This window comes from Priestia sp. 179-F W1.4 NHS, assembly GCF_045369295.1.
In the GTDB taxonomy this organism is placed as follows: Bacteria; Bacillota; Bacilli; order Bacillales; family Bacillaceae_H; genus Priestia; species Priestia zanthoxyli.
Genome location: NZ_JBIQFF010000003.1, coordinates 283,457 through 302,356, shown reverse-complemented (window position 1 = coordinate 302,356; position 18,900 = coordinate 283,457). Strand labels below are relative to the sequence as shown.

The window sequence follows — 18,900 nt, the reverse complement described above, 5'->3', positions numbered from 1 at the left end:
ATCTTCGACCAAAAAGAAAGTCAATTCTTCTTCGAATGCGCACGTTTTCTATATTTAATACAGTACTTGCTTGCCCCGCCGTCAAGCGTTCGCTATCTAGACAGGCCCTTCAGTTTCTCTAAATACTTATTGAAATAGGCTTATTTGTGGCTTGCTACTTTGCTTTTAGCTAAAAAGCGGTTTTTTTCCGTGCTGTCCACTTGAGTAATTTGTCCGTCGTGAAGAGTAATTAGTACAGATCCATAGTTGATTTCAGTTAGTAATTTAACAATATAATCTAATTTTTCTTGTGTAATTGAAGCCATTTTATCATTCTCCTATTCATAGATAAATTTATATTTTAGTTGCAGTTGAATAAACAAAGCGAACAACATCTATAAGTACTTGTATAATGTGCAGAAGATAAATACATCGTAATCCTCCCCATATGTTCAGTTGAAGATTGAGATTTTAATGACCACAACCAATGTACAGAAAAGGCCCACACCAGTAGCGAACAAGTATGAGCCTTCGGTTGACCGATCAGCTTCTTTAGCATCCCAATTTTTTCAAAAGATTTATACTATCTATATTATTTACACTTTACCTATATGTCAAGTAGGGATTAAAAAAATAAATAGATATTATTAATTTTTTTTATATCTTTGACCTAATAAAAAAGACTCATCTGCATGAACTTACACAGACGAGTCTTTTTTATTCCTATTTTTTTGGATAGGCAAAGTTACCGTAAAGATGCTTCCTTGTTCTTTTTTGCTTTCAACACGTATTGCGCCCTCATGCAGTCGCACAATTTTTTTTGTAATAGCTAGACCGAGGCCGCTTCCTTTTAACGTTCTGGATTTATCTACTTTATAAAAGCTTTCAAAAATATATTTTTGATCTTCTTCGATAATACCAATTCCATTATCCTTTATTTTCACGTCTATTTCTTCGTTTTTTTGATGAATGGATATTTTCACAAATCCATTTTCAGGCGTATATTTAACAGCATTTGTTACTAAATTTAGCCAAACTTGCTCTAACAAATCTTTATCTGCTTCTATTTGAACATTGGATAAATCAAGGTCAATTTCTATGCTCTTTTTTATCCACTGAGGTTCTAAAGCCATGACCACATGCCTGATTTGTTCATCTAACCGGTATTGCTGCAGCATTAGCGTTTGATGTTCAGAGTCAAGAGAAGCAAGCTTTAACAAATTGGAACTAAGCTGAGATAGTCTTGTACTTTCTTTTTCGATAATCGTTAAATATTGTATCTTTTTATCTTCACTGACGATATCATCTTTAAGTGCCGCTGAAAAACCGCGAATAGAGGTCAGCGGTGATTGAATTTCATGCGAAACGCTAGCAATAAACTCTTGCCTCATCGTTTCTATTTTGTTTAATTCTTTAGTCATTTGATTAAAGTTTTTAGTTAACAGACCAATTTCATCATTCGCTGCGTGCTCGACTTGCACATTGTATTCGCCTTGTCCGACAACTTTCATCGCTGTACTGAGACGCTTAATCGGTTTAATAATAATCGTTGAAACATATGCAAACAATACAATACCTACTAATAAAATCGTAATAAGCTGGATATTTTGAACATCTTGAATAACTGAAAATTGCCGCTGTGGATGAGACTGAATAAATAGAGCATACGACCGCCCATTTTCTTTAAAAGGAAGACCCACTACGTTGGGCTGTGGACGATCCCCTTTTTCCTCGTTTAAATTAGAATAACGCTTCCCGTCTAATACTTGACCTACTTCTTTCGGTGTAATTGGAATAGGCGGTCCCGGCTGTCCTAATACTTTCTCTTTATGCTGATCATCAATAATAATAAACGAAAAATGAATGAATGATGAATTAGATAAAAACCTTGCAGCTTTATCGGAGTCTTCTGCTCCGTACAAATCGATAAAATCTTCTCCCATCTTCACCATATCCTGACCTAATCGCATTTCGAGCTTCTGCTTGCTAAGAAATGTCGTGACAACAACGGTAATCACAACGCTCAATAAAATTGTAATGATGAACGACAGAACCAGCTTTACATAAATTGATTTCACGTTAACACCCTTCTGCTCTATAGCCTAGTCCGCGAATTGTTTTGATTTCCATACCGACGTTTTTCATATGATTAAGCCTCTCTCGCAGACGTTTTATGTGAACGTCTACCGTGCGCTCATCACCTTCATAATCATATCCCCAAATTAATTGAATAAGCTGATCACGAGTAAAAATCTTTCCTGGAGAACTAACTAATGTGAACAGTAATTCAAACTCTTTTAACGGTAGCTGTTCGCTTGTTTCTCCTGCACTCATCTCTAATTTGGTACGGTCCAATTTTATATTCCCCATATAAATTACATTGTTAGCTTCTACTCGGTACCTGCGTAAAAGGGCCTTTACACGAGCAACCATTTCCTGAGGATCAAAAGGCTTCACGACATAGTCGTCTGTTCCGATATCAAATCCTTTTAGTTTATCATGTGATTCGCCTCTAGCTGTTACCATCAAAACCGGTATATCAAAATACTCCTTAATTTCCTTTGTTAGTTCCCATCCGTCTTTAAATGGCATCATGATATCAACGACCGCTAGATCAATTCGAAACTCTTCCATTTTCGCCCACGCTTCTTCACCATCTGCTGCTTTTATAATTTTAAATCCTTGATTTTCTAAATATAATGATATCAGCTCTCGAATGTGTTGATCATCATCTGCAACTAATATTTGAATCATACATGTCTCTCCCTATTCCTAAGTTTGTCCAGCTTTTACGCACAGTAAGCTCTCTGTTTATACCAAACAGAGAGCCACATAAGATCATACAATGATTTTATACTTCAAATATGAACTGAATATGAACAAACTGATTAACTCTTATTAGCTGAAGTTGTTTGCTCGTTCTTTTTCTACAATTCCTTCCAAATACGATAAAAACGTTTGACGTAAATCTTTACGCTTTAACCCCACTTCTACCATTGCTTTCATATAGCCTACCTTATCTCCAATGTCAAAGCGCTGCCCTTCAAGTTCAACAGCAAACAATCGCTCTTTTTCACATACCACGCGCAGTGCATCTGTTAATTGTAATTCATTTCCTACCCCTCTTTCAATCGTTTTTAGATAAGAAAAAATAGAAGGGTTTAAAATATAGCGGCCCATAACGGCAATCGTTGACGGAGCTTGTTCTATTGATGGTTTTTCAATCAAGTCATTCACTTCATGAAGGCTGCCAGATTTATTTCTCGGCTGAATAATGCCGTATTTTGATACTTCTTCCACATGCACTTTTTGAACTCCAATAACTGATTGATTAGTCGTTTCATACGCTTGAATCATCTGTTTGAGCGCAGGTTCTTCAGAAGTCATAATATCGTCTCCAAGAAGAACGGCAAACGGCTCATCTCCAATAAACTGCTCAGCACAAAGAATAGCATGACCAAGTCCTAACGGCTCTTTTTGACGAATATAGTGAATACTGGCCATTGATGAAATCGTTTGTACTTCTTTTAACATTTCGAACTTGTGCTTTTCTTCAAGCATTTGCTCTAGTTCAATTGATTTGTCAAAATGATCTTCAATTGATTTTTTATTTCGACCTGTAATAAAAATAATACTTTCAATACCTGATTTCACAGCTTCTTCTACAATGTATTGTACAGCAGGCTTATCGACAATTGGCAGCATTTCTTTGGGCTGCGCTTTTGTCGCTGGCAAAAATCGAGTTCCTAAACCGCCTACTGGAATAACTGCTTTTTTTATCGTCATATATGAATCCCTCTTTCTTTTTTAGTAGTAAATACAAATAATTTGGTGCCAATAAAATTGATACCAACACTTACGATTGTAATTAAAAGTTTACTGATTAGCAGTGGTATACCCCATTTATTATATAGAACAGTCAACAGAAAAGATGTTAGGGATAAAGTGATTAAATTCACGATCACGAATGAAATCACTTCATGCTTACTGCTTTTTTCTTTTTTCTCAAACGTCCATTTACGATTCATGACATAACTGTTTAAAATGCCCGCACTGTATGAAATCCACTGCGCTAGTATGTAGTTCACACCGATTGTTGTTAAAAGTGCGTATACTGCAAAATCAATCAGTGTATTTACAACTCCTACTAACGCAAATTTAATAAAGGGTATCCATTTGTTAGTCACGAAGTGATACTTCCTTGCGTGTTTCAAGCTGATACTTTTCACGGACGATATAGAGTGGACGATTTTTTGTTTCATCGTAGATGCGGCCAATATATTCTCCGATCATACCAAGAATGATTAAAATGATGCCGCTAAAGAATAGCTGAATGACAATTAATGACGACCACCCTGTGATGGTGCTGTCTGTAAATAACTTCAAATACAGCACCACCAAAAGATAAATAAAACCAACACCTGATAGCGTTACACCAGCATAGCTAGCTAGTTTCAGCGGTTTATAGGAGAAAGACGTAATGCCATCCATTGAAAGCTTCAGCATCTTTTTCAAAGGATATTTTGACTCCCCGGCCAAACGCTCGTCTCGCTCATATTCTACTGCTATTTGCTTAAAGCCAACCCAGCTTACTAATCCGCGAACAAAGCGATTTTTTTCTTGAATGCTATTCATTTGATTGCACACTTTACGATCTAGCAAACGAAAATCCCCTGTATCGAGCGGAATATCAATATCGGTCATCGCACGTAAGAAACGATAAAACATAGCCGCTGTTTGCTTTTTAAAATATGTTTCTCCTTTTCGCTTTGTACGCTTAGCGTATACAACGTCAAATCCTTGCTTCCATTTTTCAATCATCTCTAAAATTAATTCGGGCGGGTCTTGCAAATCAGCATCAATCACAACGACCGCCTCTCCTCGTGCATAATCCATACCAGCTGTAATAGCAATTTGATGACCAAAGTTACGGGCAAAATCTAATAAAACAACCGCTGGGTCTTGTTCACTGTACTCTTTAATAATTTCTGCCGTTCGGTCTCTACTGCCGTCGTTCACGAAAAGAAGCTCGTAAGCTTCTTTCGTTGAACGCATCACTTCTGTTAGACGGCGATAGGTTTCATGAATCACTTCTTCTTCGTTGTAGACAGGAACAACAATAGAATATTTAATAATTGAACTCATGTTCATGTCCTCCTTATTTAAGCGTTATTTCGTATAATGTTCCGTTTCCAGATGGTCCTTGCTGAGAACTTGATGAAGTAGACTGCCATTTGGAAGAAGGGATCTCCTTACTATTTTCTTTAATCCACGTGATAACGTCAGATTGGCCTCCCTTACCCATTCCAGACAGGTAGAAATATTTAACTTCACCTTTTTTAATCATAGATTTTAATTTACTCACCGTTAGAATTGGATCTGAACCGCTAAATCCTCCCATTGCCATGACTGGCTTGCCCGTTTTGATAATGTAAGGCGCAGCTGAAGTTGAATCCGTTGTGGCAAATAAATATTTTTCGCCTGTATTATTTTTTGTTAAATAGTTTAGTAGCTTTGTGTTTACTTCTGCGTTCATCCCTCCACTTTTTCGTTTTGAAGATGATAATTTGCTTGAAGAGCTACTTGGCATTTGCATTTGACCATTATTTTTGGACGAGCCTCCTGGCATTTGACCGCTGTTTGACGATCCGCTTGGCGGCTGCATTTGACCGCCGTTCGATGAACCGCTTGGCGGCTGCATTTGATTGTTTGAAGATGAATTGCTGTCAGAGCTTCCTGGAGGCTGCATGCCGTTAAAGCCAGACTGTTTGCTATTTGTAGCTGTGCTTGGAGGTCCTCCCATACCGCTTGAAGAATCAGGACCTGCTGCTGGAAGCATGCTATTTCCACCATAAATAATTGGTGTCATCGCCCAGTACGCCGGCATTGCAAGCAAGACAACCATTGCTGCTACTCCTAAATAATTCGTTACAGAATTTTTACGCTCTTTACGAATAGCTAAAACAAGAGCTAAAATGACGCCCAGTGCCCCTACACCTGCAATTGGCGCTACGCCGATTGAGCTGACATAAGGAGACATGATATATACTTGAAGCGCTGCTGTTGTTAAAATACCACTCGGCAGCAGCCATGATTTCCAGCCATTATGCTGTTTGTACATACTCCATAAAGCTACTGCTCCCGCTCCTGCAAATGCTGCGATTGGAGGTGCCAGCATAATTAAATAATACTGATGGAAAAATCCTGCGATACTAAAGAAAACAGCTACCGGCAGCAGCCAAGCTAACCAAAATAAACTTTCTTTTTGTTTTGCCGTGTAAGGCCCTTTAAATTTCACTCCAGCAAATAGACCCACGATTGAAAAAATTACAAATGGCAATAACCAGCTGATTTGATCTGATAACCCTTTTTGGAACAGTCGGAATGGACCAGGGTTCCCCGTGTTGAACATTCCGTTTTGATTTCCTCCGCCTGGAGCCTGCATCTTTTGAGAAGAGCTGCTCTTGCTTTGATTTGAGCTTTGTGAAGACTCAGCATTTGAATTACTCGTTTGTTTTGTTTCACTGCTTGCTGTTTGCTGCTGAGCTTGAGCAGGCTGTTTATGACTGCTTCCCGTCACGCTTGTATTTCCAGTTAAACGATTGATACCGTTATATCCAAAAGCAAGCTCTAGAACTGAATTTGTTTGACTGCTTCCCATATAAGGACGCTTATCAGCCGAAGTTGAATCTACTACAACTGCCCATGAGACAGAAACAGCAAGCATCAGTGCAGTTGCTGTTGTTAAAAAAGCAATTTTCTTTTTCCACGTAATTTTGGTTGCCACTACATAGAAAACATAGAATGCTGGTAAAACCATGTATGCTTGAAGCATTTTCATGTTAAATGCAACACCAATCATCGCAAAAGCCGCTAACACCCAGCCAAATTTAGCTGTACGCACAGCACGAAACAACATCCACGTTGCTACTAATAATGTAAACACAAGCATACTATCAATATTATTTGTTCGGCTTACCGCGGGCACAATTGGCGTCAGAGCCATCGCAAGAGCAGCAAACCTCCCAGCCCATACGCCAAACGTACGTTTCACGAGTACGTATAGTAAAAGAACTGAACCGATGCCTGCTAATGCTTGCGGTAAAATGACGCTCCACCCGTGAAATCCAAATATTTTGGCGCTAATTGTCTGAATCCAAAACACAACCGGCGGCTTATCAATGGTTACATAGCCTCCTGGATCAAAAGATGCGTAAAAGAAATTATGAAAACTTTGAAGCATACTTTTGACAGCTGCCGTGTAATAAGCGTTGGCGTATTCATCTGTCCAAATTTTAAATAAGTTCAAAAACGCTGCAATTAAAACAATTGGAACTAAAAATAAGTCTATTCTTTTTTTGTTTGAAGTCCGTTCTTCTTTCACTTCACTGTTCATGTGTTTCATTTCACTCCTTCGTAATTTCTGACTTTAGTCTAACAAGCTTATGTGAACTGATTATGAACAGTGAAAATAATGTTTTTATTTTTTAAAAAGCTATTTGACCTCTTACGCTCAGCAATGAAATATTTTACAATTAAAGAATCAAGTACATGAAATGAAAAGGATCTTTCTTGGATGCTGCAGCTTCTATGAAACATTCTTATCAACACTTCATCCACTTCTTGCTGAGAAAGGAGACAACTTTATGATTCAAGTAAAAGATATATACGGAAATTTACCCACACTAGAAACAGAAAGACTCCGCTTGCGGAAAGTTACCAAAAAAGATGTGCGTGACATGTTTGAATATGCCTCAAATGAAAAGGTAAGCAGATATGTAAATTGGGAAAAGCACCGAAAGCTTCAAGATACAAAAGAGTTTGTTTCCTTCGTTTTAAAGCAGTACAGCAACCAATCCATTTCTCCTTGGGCTATGGAAATCAAAACCCTGAAAAAATGTATTGGCACCATTGACTTTGTCACTTGGACCCCTACTCATCGCATTGCGGAAATTGGCTATGCGATTTCTGAAGCATATTGGAATAAGGGATTTGTTACGGAAGCAGCTGAAAAAGTAATTGCGTTTGGATTTGAAGAAATGGATTTAGTGCGCATTCAGGCCAGGTGCTTTGTTGAAAATGCCGCTTCTGAGAAAGTGATGAAAAAAATCGGTATGTCTTATGAAGGAACAATTCGAAAAGCCATGTTTATTAAAGGAGCTCATCAAGACTTAAAGTTATATTCAATCTTGCGAGAAGAATACACGCGCAACGCGTAGAAAATGTATAAAATACTTTCCATAACATAGGCTAACTTCAACACTAACTCTTCCTTTTGAGGTGAACAATGTTGGAGCAAGCAATTCAGCATTTAGACTTATCTGCACACGGTTTGTGGTTTCCGATTACCGTTAGTTTATGCTTATTTATTCTTTCCCTTGTTTTATTTAAACGGCTGTTTTTTTATCTATTCAATAGCGGTATACTTCCTCGTTTATGCTTTTGTGCTGCCATGGCATATCGCATTTATTAAGTAAAAAAGCGGATGTTGATTAACATCCGCTTTTTTACTATGCACTTATTTTCTACATGCTGAAATCCATATTTATGGCCGGTCATTTTATGCGCCGCGATGACACATGCGTGCGGCTATGCTCTTCAGGACGTGTAAACCCAATTTTTAAAAGCGCCGCTTCTAAATTTGCTTCTGTTTTAATTTGATTAAAATCAATTCCTAGTTTCACTACCGTTTGAGCAATTTCCGGTCGTATCCCCGTTATAATAGCTTCCACTCCCACCAATTTAAGCGATCGATGAATTTTAAAAAGATTGTCTGCTACCATTGTATCAATAATCACGACACCTGAAATATCTAAAATAAGATAAGATAATTGAAGGCTTGTCCCTTTTTTCAAGCAGGTTTCCATAATAACTTGCGAGCGGTGGGTATCAATTTCTCCAATAATCGGCATAATAGCAATCCCTTTTGTGACAGGTACGAGCGGAACTGAAAGTTCTTCTAGTGACGTATAAGCTAAATTCATCATATATCGATTATGCTCGTCATAAATTTGACCAAAAACACATGTTACCGTATCTAAAAGTGGATCAATCCGTTCACTGACATGCAGCATGGTAATTGCAGCAAACTGATGCTCCTCTAGTTCTCTTGTAAATACATCCCAAATAACGCTGCGATAGATTGGAAGGATACCTAGTGCTTTTTCTAAAGGAATATTTTTTTCCACTGCATATTTACCCGTATCAAGTGCCCATTCTTTAACAAGTTTAAGTACAGCCTCCTGTTCTTCAAATAGAGCTCTCCCAAAGTATTCCATAATTGACACTCGCCACTTCAGAATTTTCTTTTCTTTCAATTCCTCTAGACTTAGCGTATGTGTAGCATCTAAACGTTCGGCTAATTTTTCTGACAAGCTATATTTATGTTCAAGAATCTTTTTTCCTATATACACGAGCTCCTCTTTCATAAAATACGTTCAGCTCCTCTTTTCTGCTATTTTTACTGCGTATATAACCTTGACTAAGCCTACTTATCCATCCGAAAATTGACTAGCCTTCCTAAAAATAACAAAAAAGCGGTTATTTTATGAATTTTCTTTCTTTTTATTATAGTACCAGAGTAAGAGCCGCACAACTTAAAATTTGCTTCGGAAAAAATTTATGCTTTTATATAAAAAGCGAGATGGGGGCATAACGAAATCAACAGTTAGAAGCCAGTACATACATTAAATCTACGTTTACGATGAGCATAAAAAAACACGAACTATCCATCACTTTTCAATAGATTGTTCGTGTTCAACTTTAACTAACATACTTTTGTCTCAGCCTCGTTTTTTATATTCACTTTCTTTTATCTCGCCTTACACTTGGAATAGCCAGACAACAATTGGCCCAAAAACGGATCCTAATACAGCACTTAACGTCATTGATACTGAACTCATCGATACCGTTAGCTCACCGTATTCAAATGCTTTAGAAGTTCCTAGCGCATGAGAAGCACTGCCTAATGCAATTCCTTTTCCTAAAGAACTCTTGATCCGAATCCATTTTAAAAGTAGCGGTCCAAGGATTACTCCAGAAAAACCTGCGATCATAACAAATACCACGGTCATCGATGGAACGCCCCCTAGTCCTGTGGCGATCTGAATCGCTACCGGAGTAGTAATAGACTTAGGAATAATGGATAAAATCAGGCTTCGATCAACACCAAATACTTCAGCAAACACAAGTCCGCTGATCATGCCTGCGAATAACCCTACAAATACCCCTCCAATAATAGGAACGCTGTATTTTACTAGCATCTCACGCTGTTTATAGAGTGGATACGCTAATGCAACAACCGCTGGTCCTAGAAGTGAATTAATCCATTTGCCTCCAATCATATACTCATCATAGGAAACATGAAAAGCAAGCAAAAGAAGAATAACGAATATGGTTGTAGTTAAAACAGGAATAAGAATCGGATAGGAGAACCGCACGTATACTTTTGCCATGACTAGATACAAAGCAACTGTAGCTACGATTATAAAGACCGCGATAAAGAATTCTTGCACTGTTGTTTCTCCTTTCGTTTGTTCGCTTTCTTTTCCAAAAGTTGGCTAGCAGTCCCTGCGGCGGCCATCGTAACAATCGTACTAAGCACAATAATTAAAAATAAAACCGCTCCGCTGCTTGAAAGAAGCGAAGGATAATTCATCACACCTGCCATAGCTGGTATGAATAATAGCGGTAAAAAAGATAACAAGAAACTTGCTCCGTCTTCAATTATTTTGATGGGAACAACTTTGCACGTTAAGCAAATGAGCATTAAAATTAAGCCTATAATACTGCCTGGAATAGGTAGATGAAGCATATGGTGAACAGCTTCGCCAATCATAGAAAAAGCATAAAGAATCACAATTTGTAAAATGATTCGTATCACTTTCATTATAGGTCACTGTCCTATAAATAAAGAACAGCTGCCCTCCTCTCTTTATTTTGTCATGTTGTCTAACATTTAACTATATAAACACCTTTACTTTACCTACTTTTACTTGTACTATACAACTATATATACATTTGTATTATACAAGTATATATTTCTTTGTCAATGAATGATTTTGTAAGGGGCGATTATAATGCAAGAAAAGAATTCAATTGAATTGATTGAATATGAACTTACTACCTTTATTAGACGAGCGGTCTATCTTGATAATTCCGAAAATAAAATAGGAAACCTAGAAAGATCAGCTTATTTATTGCTGCGGCAATTAGATGAATTTGGACCAGCTCGTGTAAAAGAACTGGCAGAAGCATTTAAACTCGACATTTCAACTCTTTCTAGACAGGCTGCTGCTTTAGAAAATAAAAAGCTTATTTCTCGCTCCTCTGATCCTTCGGATGGACGAGTCAGCCTATTTGACATCACAACACGCGGGAAACAAATGCTGCAAACTGATAAGCAAATGCGCCTTGAACGCTATCATAGTATGTTAAAAAAATGGTCAAGTGAAGAAAAGGAGCTATTTGGCAAACTATTAATGCGGATGAATGACGCATTTATCGATTAAATAGAAATTCATGAAAATTAGGCTACTGCTGCAAGGTGTTTGTCCCTTTCTCTTTTCTCTTTTTTGCATTTAATGTAAAGAGACTATTGAAAAGGATGTATGATTATGTCTGTTCCGAATAAACGGAAAGCCACGCCCTGCCTCTTCCCCGGCTATAAATGGTGTGGCCCCGGATGCAGTGGTCCGGGATGTCCTGTAAATGATGTAGACTGCTGCTGTAAATACCATGATTTATGCTATGAAGATTACGGATCATGCCGCTCATGTGATGAGCAATTTCTTGAGTGTCTTTGCTCCAAAGCAAATCCGTACAGTTTAAAAGGAAGACAGGCATACGCTATGTATACCTATATGCGGCTGAAGTTAGCTTTAAAACAATATAACTAAGCAGAAAAGAGGTGAATTAAAAAATTCATCTCTTTTTTATGCCATTTTATCCGTATGAATCCAAAAGCGTTGAACAATAGCCCCGTCCTCTTCTATATAATCCTCGTCTTGTATACCACCGTTTGCCAGAATAGTTCGACGAGAAGCAGTGTTCCAATCATCACACACAACTAATGCCCGTTGAACTCCCAGCTTTTTAATTTCTTGAAGAGATAACCTCAGTAGCAGCTTGGCATATCCTTTTTGTCTTTCACTTGGCCGAATACCATACCCTATATGTCCTCCGCTGTTTCGAAGTATTTCACTTAGCTCATGGCGGATATTAACTACGCCTATTACTCTTTCGTGATGCATTAGCCAGTAGGTGGAGTCGGGTACAAATCCTTTTTTTAATCCGATCCCTTTTTCTGCATCTAATAACTCTTGAACCATTTTTTCAAAGTGAGCAGGATCTTTAGCAATGACCCACGGAATCATTTTTTCTCCGCTTGCTTTCCATTCATGATAAAAGCTCATATAAGCCTTTTTATAAGCTGCATCTGGTTTAATTAAAACAGCGGTTTCCACGTACCTTCCTCCTTTTTGTTTATTATGTTTATACTACCTATTTTTCCCAATAAATAAAAGAGGATAATTTACGTGATGTGATCGTTGTATGAGCTTATTTATAAGGTATGTAACAAAAAGCGCTCAATGAATGTTCATTGAGTGCTTTTTGTTCTACTGCCGGTTATTTAAATAAACTCCTTAAAAAACCTCGTTACTTTTGCAAGGGTATACAGTAAGGTACGCTTCATAACAGGCTCTTCTTTCTTTTGGATTTCAGGAGGTTTAACCCAGCGCTTGTGATTGGCAATAAGAATACTTTTATCCATTTTGTTTTCCATCGCCATCGTCAACTCTTTTGCAAATTTTTGACTATCGATAATGACCATTGATTCGTTATTCAAAAATGTAGAACGAGAATCTAAATTAAAAGAGCCTACGGCGCTAAGTCTTTGATCATAAATCACAGACTTTGCATGGATCGAATAAGGTCCTTCGTATTCGTAAAGCTTTACACCTGTCTTCATAATCGTATCACGCATACTAATATATCCGGAAAAAGCCAACACATTGGGCGTAGATGTAACTGAATTTGTGAGTAGCGTCCATTGAACGTCTGGCTTCTTTTTCATGGCTGTATACTTTCTCATCGCATTGGTGGGCACCACATAAGGACTTTGAATAAGAACAGAGCGGTTAGCTTCTTCTGCTAGGTTAATAAACGTTTTCCACATAAAAGGTCGTTTATTAAAGCGTTCAATTGGATTATGAATAAAAGAAACACGCTTTGTAGAAACGGTGGAAGCATTCCAATTAATCTTGGGGGTCGCAAACGTTTCTCCTACTTGCTTAACTTTATCATATTGCTGCAGCAGCAAAGCTTTCATCCTCTTCCCCTGATCAACCTGGTACTGTGTGAGATGATGAAAAGCTTTTTTAGTGTAGGGATGAGCCCATAATTCATTTATATAATTTTGCATTTGAGTGATGACGCTATCTTGTTTATGTTTACTGTTTGTAATAAAGACATCACGATCATAGACGAAGTCTGGAGGAGGCTTTTTAGCCAAATATTTGTCCCCTATATTCCGTCCCCCTATTATGCCTAGCTGTCCGTCTACAACCATTATTTTGTCATGCATACGATTTTGCCACGCCCAAGGTTTAAACAATTGAAACGGTTCGTAATACTTCACTTCAATATTAGGATGTGAAGCTAATGCATAGAGCACGCCCCTTCGGTTTCCCCGTAAGCCGTTAGCTATCCCATCCAAAAGAACGCGAGTATGGACGCCTCGATCAGCTGCTTTAAAAAGAGCGGCCATAATTAAATCAGTTGACTCTCCTTTTCCTATTGAGTAATAAGCAATATCAATCGATTTCTCAGCTTGTTGAATCATTTGAATACGAACTCTTCCTGCCTCATAACCATCTTCAAGAAGTCTCACTCGGTCCGTAGACTCACTGTGACCAAAAAAGCTAGCCGGTTTAATTGAGGTCGTTTCCTCTCCTATTTTTAAAGGTACATAAAAGAGAACCACCGCCGTTATAACCACATACAGAATATATAAAGATAAAATAATAAGTAATCCTTTGAATGCTATTTTTATCATCGCAACTCCAGCTTTTTGTCTTTTTCTGTTATCGTTCACAAATAATGATCATTACATGCAAGAAACTGCTTCCTTGATTACTTTGCGCTTTGTTCTTTTGACACATTTATTTTTTCTGATTCACTATTTGTATAGTATGCTAGTACATATCATAGAAAAAAGGATGATGGTGATGGAGGAATATTCTTTTCGTTTTCATATTACAGATTCTTACCCTTTGCAAAATGAAAACGATAAAATAGAAGCTGTTGTACGCACCAAAATCAAGCATGCGGAGCGAGGATGCTTGTACGAGGGTTATCTTCGTGTTCATATCACTAAAATCGGGGTGTTTCCTGTAGCAAAAGATATTGCTGAAGCGATTGGGGTTCGTTCGCTTCGTCAGCAGTTAGCGGCCGAATTAAAAAGATACGTACGGCCGCACCGCAATTTTTTATAACTTTATCCAAACATTTGTCCAAGTGGAGTTTCATCTGCAATAATATCTTGAATAGCATAGATAGAAATTGGAAAGTAAGGAATTCCATATGCGTAAGGAGCCAGGTCATACAGCTGATAAAATAGTACAAGTGATTTATCGGCGATATAAAAATCCTGATCTGGTTTAATTCCTTTATATTCTCCAAGAACCATAATATCGCGCTCTTTTATTTGCGCTCCTACTATTTTAGAAAGAACACTTACGTAGTTACTGTCTTTTTTAAACAAATCTTTTAATTGATACGTTTTTCCAGTCAGCACATTAAACGTTAACGGAACTACCACGGTCAATCCGTGCGCTCCCCCGGAATAAGCAAAATTGACAAGCGTTAAGCTGAGCACATTTCGCTCGTTTGTTTTCAACTCATAATAACCCGTTTCTTCTGTATCCGGATTTTCTCCATATCCCTGCTGACGAATTAATTCATTCGTACGCTGCAAGATCTTACTGTTAATGCTGTGCTGAACAGCTGGATTAGTCAAATGAACAGCTGGATAGTAAACGTTTAACTTTTTCTTCACTATTTGTTGAGAATATACCGTTGCAGGTAACGTAACCATCGCTTCCTCCTCTTTCTATACAGAATGTTACATTCTATTCTTTTAGCTTTCATTCCATTACTGAAGCAAAAAAATCCCGTGCATATACGCACGGGATTTTTAACTTTCTATTATTTTACGTTGTTAATTGTTTTAGCAGCGTCTACCGTATTTTTTAATAGCATTGTGATGGTCATCGGACCAACGCCGCCTGGTACTGGTGTAATATAACCTGCAACTTCTAAAGCCGCTTCGTAATCAACATCACCAACGAGTTTACCATTTTCCATTGTGTTACCTACATCAATTACAATGGCACCCGGCTTAATATCATCTGCTTTGATAAGTCTAGGTTGTCCTACAGCTGACACAAGAATATCAGCTTGTTTTGTTAAAGCAGATAAATCTTTTGTGCGAGAGTGAGCAATTGTTACCGTTGCACTTTCTTGAAGTAACAGCATGGATACTGGTTTACCAACAATATTGCTTCGTCCAATTACTACCGCATGTTTACCTGAAATTTCTTCACCTGAACGTTTAATTAACTCAACGATACCGTGTGGTGTACATGGTAAATAGCACTCATCGCCAATGACCATATTCCCTACGCTTACTGGGTGGAAGCCATCTACATCTTTTTTAGGAGATACAGCATTTAATACTGCTTTTTCATCAATATGTTTTGGTAATGGAAGTTGAATAAGAATACCATGAACAGATGGATTTCCATTCAAGTGATGGATTTCGTTTAAAAGCTCTTCTTCCGTAATCGTTACGTCACGTTTGATAATTTCAGACGCAACACCGATTTCTTCACAAGCCTTTGCTTTTGCTTTTACATATGATTGGGAAGCAGGATTTTCTCCTACTAAAATTACGGTTAAACCAGGAACAATACCTTTTGTTTTTAATTGAGCTACCTCTTCTTTTAATGCGGCGCGCAGTTCTTGCGCTACTTCTTTTCCTTTAATTACTTTCGCTGTCATGATGTTTTTTGCTCCTTTCAACTGTAGCCATTTAATAAATGTACGAATTATAGTTATTAATCTAACACAAAAGTTCGGTTTTGTTCAATGTTTTTATTATTTTTATTTTAAATAGATAAAAATAAATAACAAATAACGTATATTCCATTCTTATCGCACTATAATATTTTGTATTCATAGAAGCTGTTTTTATTCAAATGTTGCTTTTCTAAATTAAAAACCGCGCCTTCGGCACGGTTTTCGACGATTTATTTTTTTGTTGATATGCTTTTCTTTGTAGTCAACGGCAGCACGTCTTCCTCTGTTTTTAGATCCTTTACATGCATTTCCTTGAGAGGCACACTTATTTTCTTATTTTTCGGAGGTTCTTCAAAATTCTCCACCCAATCACATAGCAGTTCAAATCCTTGATACACATAAGGAAGGAGAGGCTGAAGCTTTTGATCTGGATCAATTTGATGATTCCATACTAAGCTATCAATATGGTTTCCATTTTCAATTACGTAGTGACGATGAAGGTGCTGCTTACCAGAATCTTTTACCAGTTGTTCATAAGGATAAGCATGAATATCCGGAAAAATAAGAGCATCTAACGACCCTGTAATGCTTATCAACGGAACGGAAATATCACCTGTATTTTCAATTTCACGAACTTTTTGCTTAACATCTTGTGGTCTTTCTTGATAATCATACTTTTTAAAAATAGAATCTAACGAACGATCTCTAACTCCGTTTTCAAAAAGCGTCAAGTATTTTTGCCACGGAATGCTTCCAGGTGCTTGACTGTCAAACTCATCTCTATATATATTAAGTGTTAAAAACCAATAATACTGGTCATGATATGGCCATAAAAACTCAGATCCTTTTGGCAACCCTGCTTGATACAACCGGTGCAAAGCTTCTTTTTGCGATTCACCTACCGTATACAGTGCTTCTTCGGCATGATTTACAACAGGTGTTAGGGAAGTGATCAAGTTATCGTGATCAGCTCGCCACATAACCCCTTCCCATTCAACCCCTCCATTAAAAAGCTGAGGCTCTCCATTTTTCCCATCGTTTTCTAAAGCATAGCGAACAACATAACCCCCATTAGAAATACCTAAAGCATACGTTTTTATATCAAAATATTCTGTCACTTCTTTCTGAAGTTTGTGACGATAATTTTCAAACAAAAATCTCTGAGCAATTTTTGTCACTTCTCGGTATTGAATATGCCATTTTCTAATGGAGTCTTCTTCTTTGACTAGAGCGTTTTTTGCTTTAGCAAATGGATCATCTCTCACTTCTTCTCCCTGTGTCCCTTTATCAGAAGCAGCAAACGCAAACCCTTTTGCCAACACATAGTCGCTGAACAGTAAATCCGTTGATTTCTCATCTCTGGTAGCTGGAACTCCCGACATAACTAACTTTCCATTCCAGTCATCAGGAATTCGAATGAGAAATTTACCACCATCAACTTCACCTTCTACTTGAACGCCCGTTATTTCTTCAGGCTGATACATGTAATACCATCCATTTTTTTCTTCTTTTGTTCCCCAATAGATAGGAGCCAGCCCAATGTTCCCATAGGCAGTCGCTGCTTGAAATTGAAGAGGGTTTTTAGTCGTTAACCAGTTTCCATACTTACCGTCAAACGTTGTGATATTCAAGTGATAACCTCCATTCACATTTGCTTTTGAAGACAATCTTCGGGGACTGTACACGCATAATTTTAGTTAAATATTACCATTAATTTCTCAAAAAGTACATCAAAACGCCTTTGTTGCAGAAAGAAAGTAGACATTTATCACATCTGAGCCCATAGCGCCGTATAATATTGAAATTTATTCAAAAAAAGGAGTGTCAATGACTATGAGTTCGTTTAATTCTTCAAAACTCTCTACGACTCTCATTCCCCCTGCTACTTCCTCCTATCCGGTTTCTGGAAGAAAATATACTCTTACTCATTCTGATACAACCGGTCAGCTTTTTTTAAGCATCGGATGCTCATATAACAACAAGGCGATAGATAAAAATATGCGTGATGAAGTACTAGCTGCTCTTCACGTAACAGACCGACAAGCAGTTATTCAAGGCGAAGTTTTTGTTAGCGGAGGTGAGTTCAGCCGCGAGCAAGCACAGCTTCGTTATCACATTTTCCGCCGGGAGCTTCCGCTTGCTTTAGAAGCAATATTTTACGGAGACCAAGCGTTTTTTCAACATTATCCAGACTTGCTAAATACACCGATTTACATTTATTTTGTATCGACTTATCAAGAATTTAGAGGGTGGTCCTATTATCAAACCCCTAAATTTTATTTAAAACAAACATGCAGCAGCTAGCACGCTAGTGCATAAACTAATGGAAAATGAACGAGGAAGGTGTGAATGTCTCATGTACAGTCAATGGGTTTACCCCTATATGCCGCGCTACTACCATCCAGTGGTTCCTACTACGAATGAAAATTATTTAGAACCTTATAGATACAATGAAGACTTATTTTCTTATATCCTGCATGAAGAAGAGGAAGTTAGATCTACACGCGATGTAGACAGAGTGATGAAAATTTTAAAACGCCAGTATCAGTCCATCTACAGAGATGCTCAACGAGGTGGGATGGATAGCAAACTAACAGAATACTTATTTCGTTCCATTGTAAGATTTGTTGATGATAACTATAACAATTACAGCGGATCTATTAACGAACGCGTCGAAAAAGCCGCGCGACAGCTGAAAAAACGTGATCCCTGGATATTTGAACTTTTTAACTTATACAGCGTTTCCCCTGTTTCACAAGTTCGAATTACTAACACGATTTTAACCGTTTCATTTGAAAATTTACGTAGAGGAAATGAAGTGCCAAATACTAGATAAACAAA

At 37.7% G+C, this 18,900-nt stretch carries 22 protein-coding genes; 7 read left to right on the top strand and 15 right to left on the bottom strand.

Features of this window, described 5'->3' with window-relative positions:
• Positions 1-140: 140 nt before the first annotated feature.
• The 7 genes from ACH0CI_RS16740 to ACH0CI_RS16710 form a co-directional block, all read right to left on the bottom strand.
• Complete coding sequence (locus ACH0CI_RS16740; protein WP_013056824.1) at positions 141-305, bottom strand: YezD family protein; 165 nt, start codon at positions 303-305, stop codon at positions 141-143.
• A 372-nt stretch (positions 306-677) separates the two neighbouring features.
• Positions 678-2,057 carry a sensor histidine kinase gene (locus ACH0CI_RS16735; RefSeq protein ID WP_335706720.1) on the bottom strand — a complete coding sequence of 460 codons (1,380 nt, stop codon included), beginning with the start codon at positions 2,055-2,057 and terminating at the stop codon, positions 678-680.
• A 1-nt stretch (position 2,058) separates the two neighbouring features.
• A complete protein-coding gene (locus tag ACH0CI_RS16730; protein WP_013056822.1) occupies positions 2,059-2,733 on the bottom strand; it encodes a response regulator transcription factor in 675 nt (224 codons plus the stop codon).
• A gap of 144 nt (positions 2,734-2,877) precedes the next feature.
• Positions 2,878-3,765 carry a UTP--glucose-1-phosphate uridylyltransferase GalU gene (galU, locus tag ACH0CI_RS16725; protein ID WP_335706719.1) on the bottom strand — a complete coding sequence of 296 codons (888 nt, stop codon included), beginning with the start codon at positions 3,763-3,765 and terminating at the stop codon, positions 2,878-2,880.
• On the bottom strand, positions 3,762-4,166 hold the full coding sequence (locus tag ACH0CI_RS16720) for a GtrA family protein (RefSeq protein ID WP_406901922.1): 405 nt from the start codon (positions 4,164-4,166) through the stop codon (positions 3,762-3,764). The genes galU and ACH0CI_RS16720 overlap by 4 nt, the downstream gene beginning before the upstream one ends.
• Positions 4,159-5,124, bottom strand: a complete 966-nt coding sequence (locus tag ACH0CI_RS16715) for a glycosyltransferase family 2 protein (RefSeq protein ID WP_033578836.1) — start codon at positions 5,122-5,124, stop codon at positions 4,159-4,161. Before ACH0CI_RS16715 ends, ACH0CI_RS16720 begins: the two co-directional genes overlap by 8 nt.
• A 13-nt stretch (positions 5,125-5,137) precedes the next feature.
• On the bottom strand, positions 5,138-7,384 hold the full coding sequence (locus ACH0CI_RS16710) for a glycosyltransferase family 39 protein (protein WP_406901921.1): 2,247 nt from the start codon (positions 7,382-7,384) through the stop codon (positions 5,138-5,140).
• A gap of 241 nt (positions 7,385-7,625) precedes the next feature.
• Between ACH0CI_RS16710 and ACH0CI_RS16705 the strand changes: the two genes are divergently transcribed.
• Together ACH0CI_RS16705 and ACH0CI_RS16700 are read left to right on the top strand one after the other, a co-directional pair.
• Positions 7,626-8,198: a GNAT family N-acetyltransferase gene (locus ACH0CI_RS16705; protein WP_406901920.1), complete on the top strand. Its 573-nt coding sequence runs from the start codon at positions 7,626-7,628 to the stop codon at positions 8,196-8,198.
• Positions 8,199-8,269: 71 nt separating this feature from the next.
• Positions 8,270-8,452 (top strand): hypothetical protein, encoded by a 183-nt coding sequence (locus ACH0CI_RS16700; RefSeq protein WP_335706715.1) that lies wholly within the window; start codon positions 8,270-8,272, stop codon positions 8,450-8,452.
• Positions 8,453-8,534: 82 nt separating this feature from the next.
• Here ACH0CI_RS16700 and ACH0CI_RS16695 read toward each other — a convergent pair whose 3' ends face one another.
• The 3 genes from ACH0CI_RS16695 to ACH0CI_RS16685 form a co-directional block, all read right to left on the bottom strand.
• Positions 8,535-9,407, bottom strand: a complete 873-nt coding sequence (locus ACH0CI_RS16695; RefSeq protein ID WP_033578835.1) for an STAS domain-containing protein — start codon at positions 9,405-9,407, stop codon at positions 8,535-8,537.
• 393 nt (positions 9,408-9,800) lie between these two features.
• The gene (locus ACH0CI_RS16690; RefSeq protein WP_240962161.1) at positions 9,801-10,433 is read right to left on the bottom strand and encodes an LrgB family protein; all 633 of its coding nucleotides are present in this window, start codon (positions 10,431-10,433) and stop codon (positions 9,801-9,803) included.
• 29 nt (positions 10,434-10,462) lie between these two features.
• Positions 10,463-10,867, bottom strand: a complete 405-nt coding sequence (locus tag ACH0CI_RS16685) for a CidA/LrgA family holin-like protein (protein WP_406901919.1) — start codon at positions 10,865-10,867, stop codon at positions 10,463-10,465.
• A 190-nt stretch (positions 10,868-11,057) separates the two neighbouring features.
• On the opposite strand from ACH0CI_RS16685, the gene ACH0CI_RS16680 reads away from it, so the two are divergent.
• Positions 11,058-11,489 (top strand): MarR family winged helix-turn-helix transcriptional regulator, encoded by a 432-nt coding sequence (locus tag ACH0CI_RS16680; RefSeq protein WP_028413554.1) that lies wholly within the window; start codon positions 11,058-11,060, stop codon positions 11,487-11,489.
• A gap of 99 nt (positions 11,490-11,588) precedes the next feature.
• Positions 11,589-11,876, top strand: a complete 288-nt coding sequence (locus tag ACH0CI_RS16675) for a phospholipase (RefSeq protein ID WP_328264046.1) — start codon at positions 11,589-11,591, stop codon at positions 11,874-11,876.
• A gap of 36 nt (positions 11,877-11,912) precedes the next feature.
• Here ACH0CI_RS16675 and ACH0CI_RS16670 read toward each other — a convergent pair whose 3' ends face one another.
• A complete protein-coding gene (locus tag ACH0CI_RS16670; RefSeq protein ID WP_335706724.1) occupies positions 11,913-12,392 on the bottom strand; it encodes a GNAT family N-acetyltransferase in 480 nt (159 codons plus the stop codon).
• A 218-nt stretch (positions 12,393-12,610) separates the two neighbouring features.
• Positions 12,611-14,035: a phospholipase D-like domain-containing protein gene (locus ACH0CI_RS16665; protein WP_406901917.1), complete on the bottom strand. Its 1,425-nt coding sequence runs from the start codon at positions 14,033-14,035 to the stop codon at positions 12,611-12,613.
• A 172-nt stretch (positions 14,036-14,207) separates the two neighbouring features.
• Here ACH0CI_RS16665 and ACH0CI_RS16660 point away from each other — a divergent pair, with 172 nt between their 5' ends.
• The gene (locus ACH0CI_RS16660; RefSeq protein ID WP_028413557.1) at positions 14,208-14,474 is read left to right on the top strand and encodes a hypothetical protein; all 267 of its coding nucleotides are present in this window, start codon (positions 14,208-14,210) and stop codon (positions 14,472-14,474) included.
• A 2-nt stretch (positions 14,475-14,476) separates the two neighbouring features.
• On the opposite strand, the gene ACH0CI_RS16655 is transcribed toward ACH0CI_RS16660, so the two are convergent.
• From ACH0CI_RS16655 to ACH0CI_RS16645, 3 genes are all read right to left on the bottom strand, one after another.
• A complete protein-coding gene (locus ACH0CI_RS16655; RefSeq protein WP_406901915.1) occupies positions 14,477-15,076 on the bottom strand; it encodes a DUF3298 and DUF4163 domain-containing protein in 600 nt (199 codons plus the stop codon).
• Positions 15,077-15,186: 110 nt separating this feature from the next.
• Entirely contained in the window at positions 15,187-16,041 is an 855-nt protein-coding gene (folD, locus tag ACH0CI_RS16650) for a bifunctional methylenetetrahydrofolate dehydrogenase/methenyltetrahydrofolate cyclohydrolase FolD (RefSeq protein WP_028408722.1), read from the bottom strand.
• 248 nt (positions 16,042-16,289) lie between these two features.
• Entirely contained in the window at positions 16,290-17,690 is a 1,401-nt protein-coding gene (locus tag ACH0CI_RS16645; protein WP_335707387.1) for an alpha/beta hydrolase, read from the bottom strand.
• Positions 17,691-17,892: 202 nt separating this feature from the next.
• Between ACH0CI_RS16645 and ACH0CI_RS16640 the strand changes: the two genes are divergently transcribed.
• Both ACH0CI_RS16640 and ACH0CI_RS16635 read left to right on the top strand, forming a co-directional pair.
• A complete protein-coding gene (locus ACH0CI_RS16640; protein ID WP_028413560.1) occupies positions 17,893-18,363 on the top strand; it encodes a staygreen family protein in 471 nt (156 codons plus the stop codon).
• Positions 18,364-18,415: 52 nt separating this feature from the next.
• Positions 18,416-18,895, top strand: a complete 480-nt coding sequence (locus ACH0CI_RS16635) for a hypothetical protein (RefSeq protein WP_034265689.1) — start codon at positions 18,416-18,418, stop codon at positions 18,893-18,895.
• Positions 18,896-18,900 lie beyond the last annotated feature (5 nt).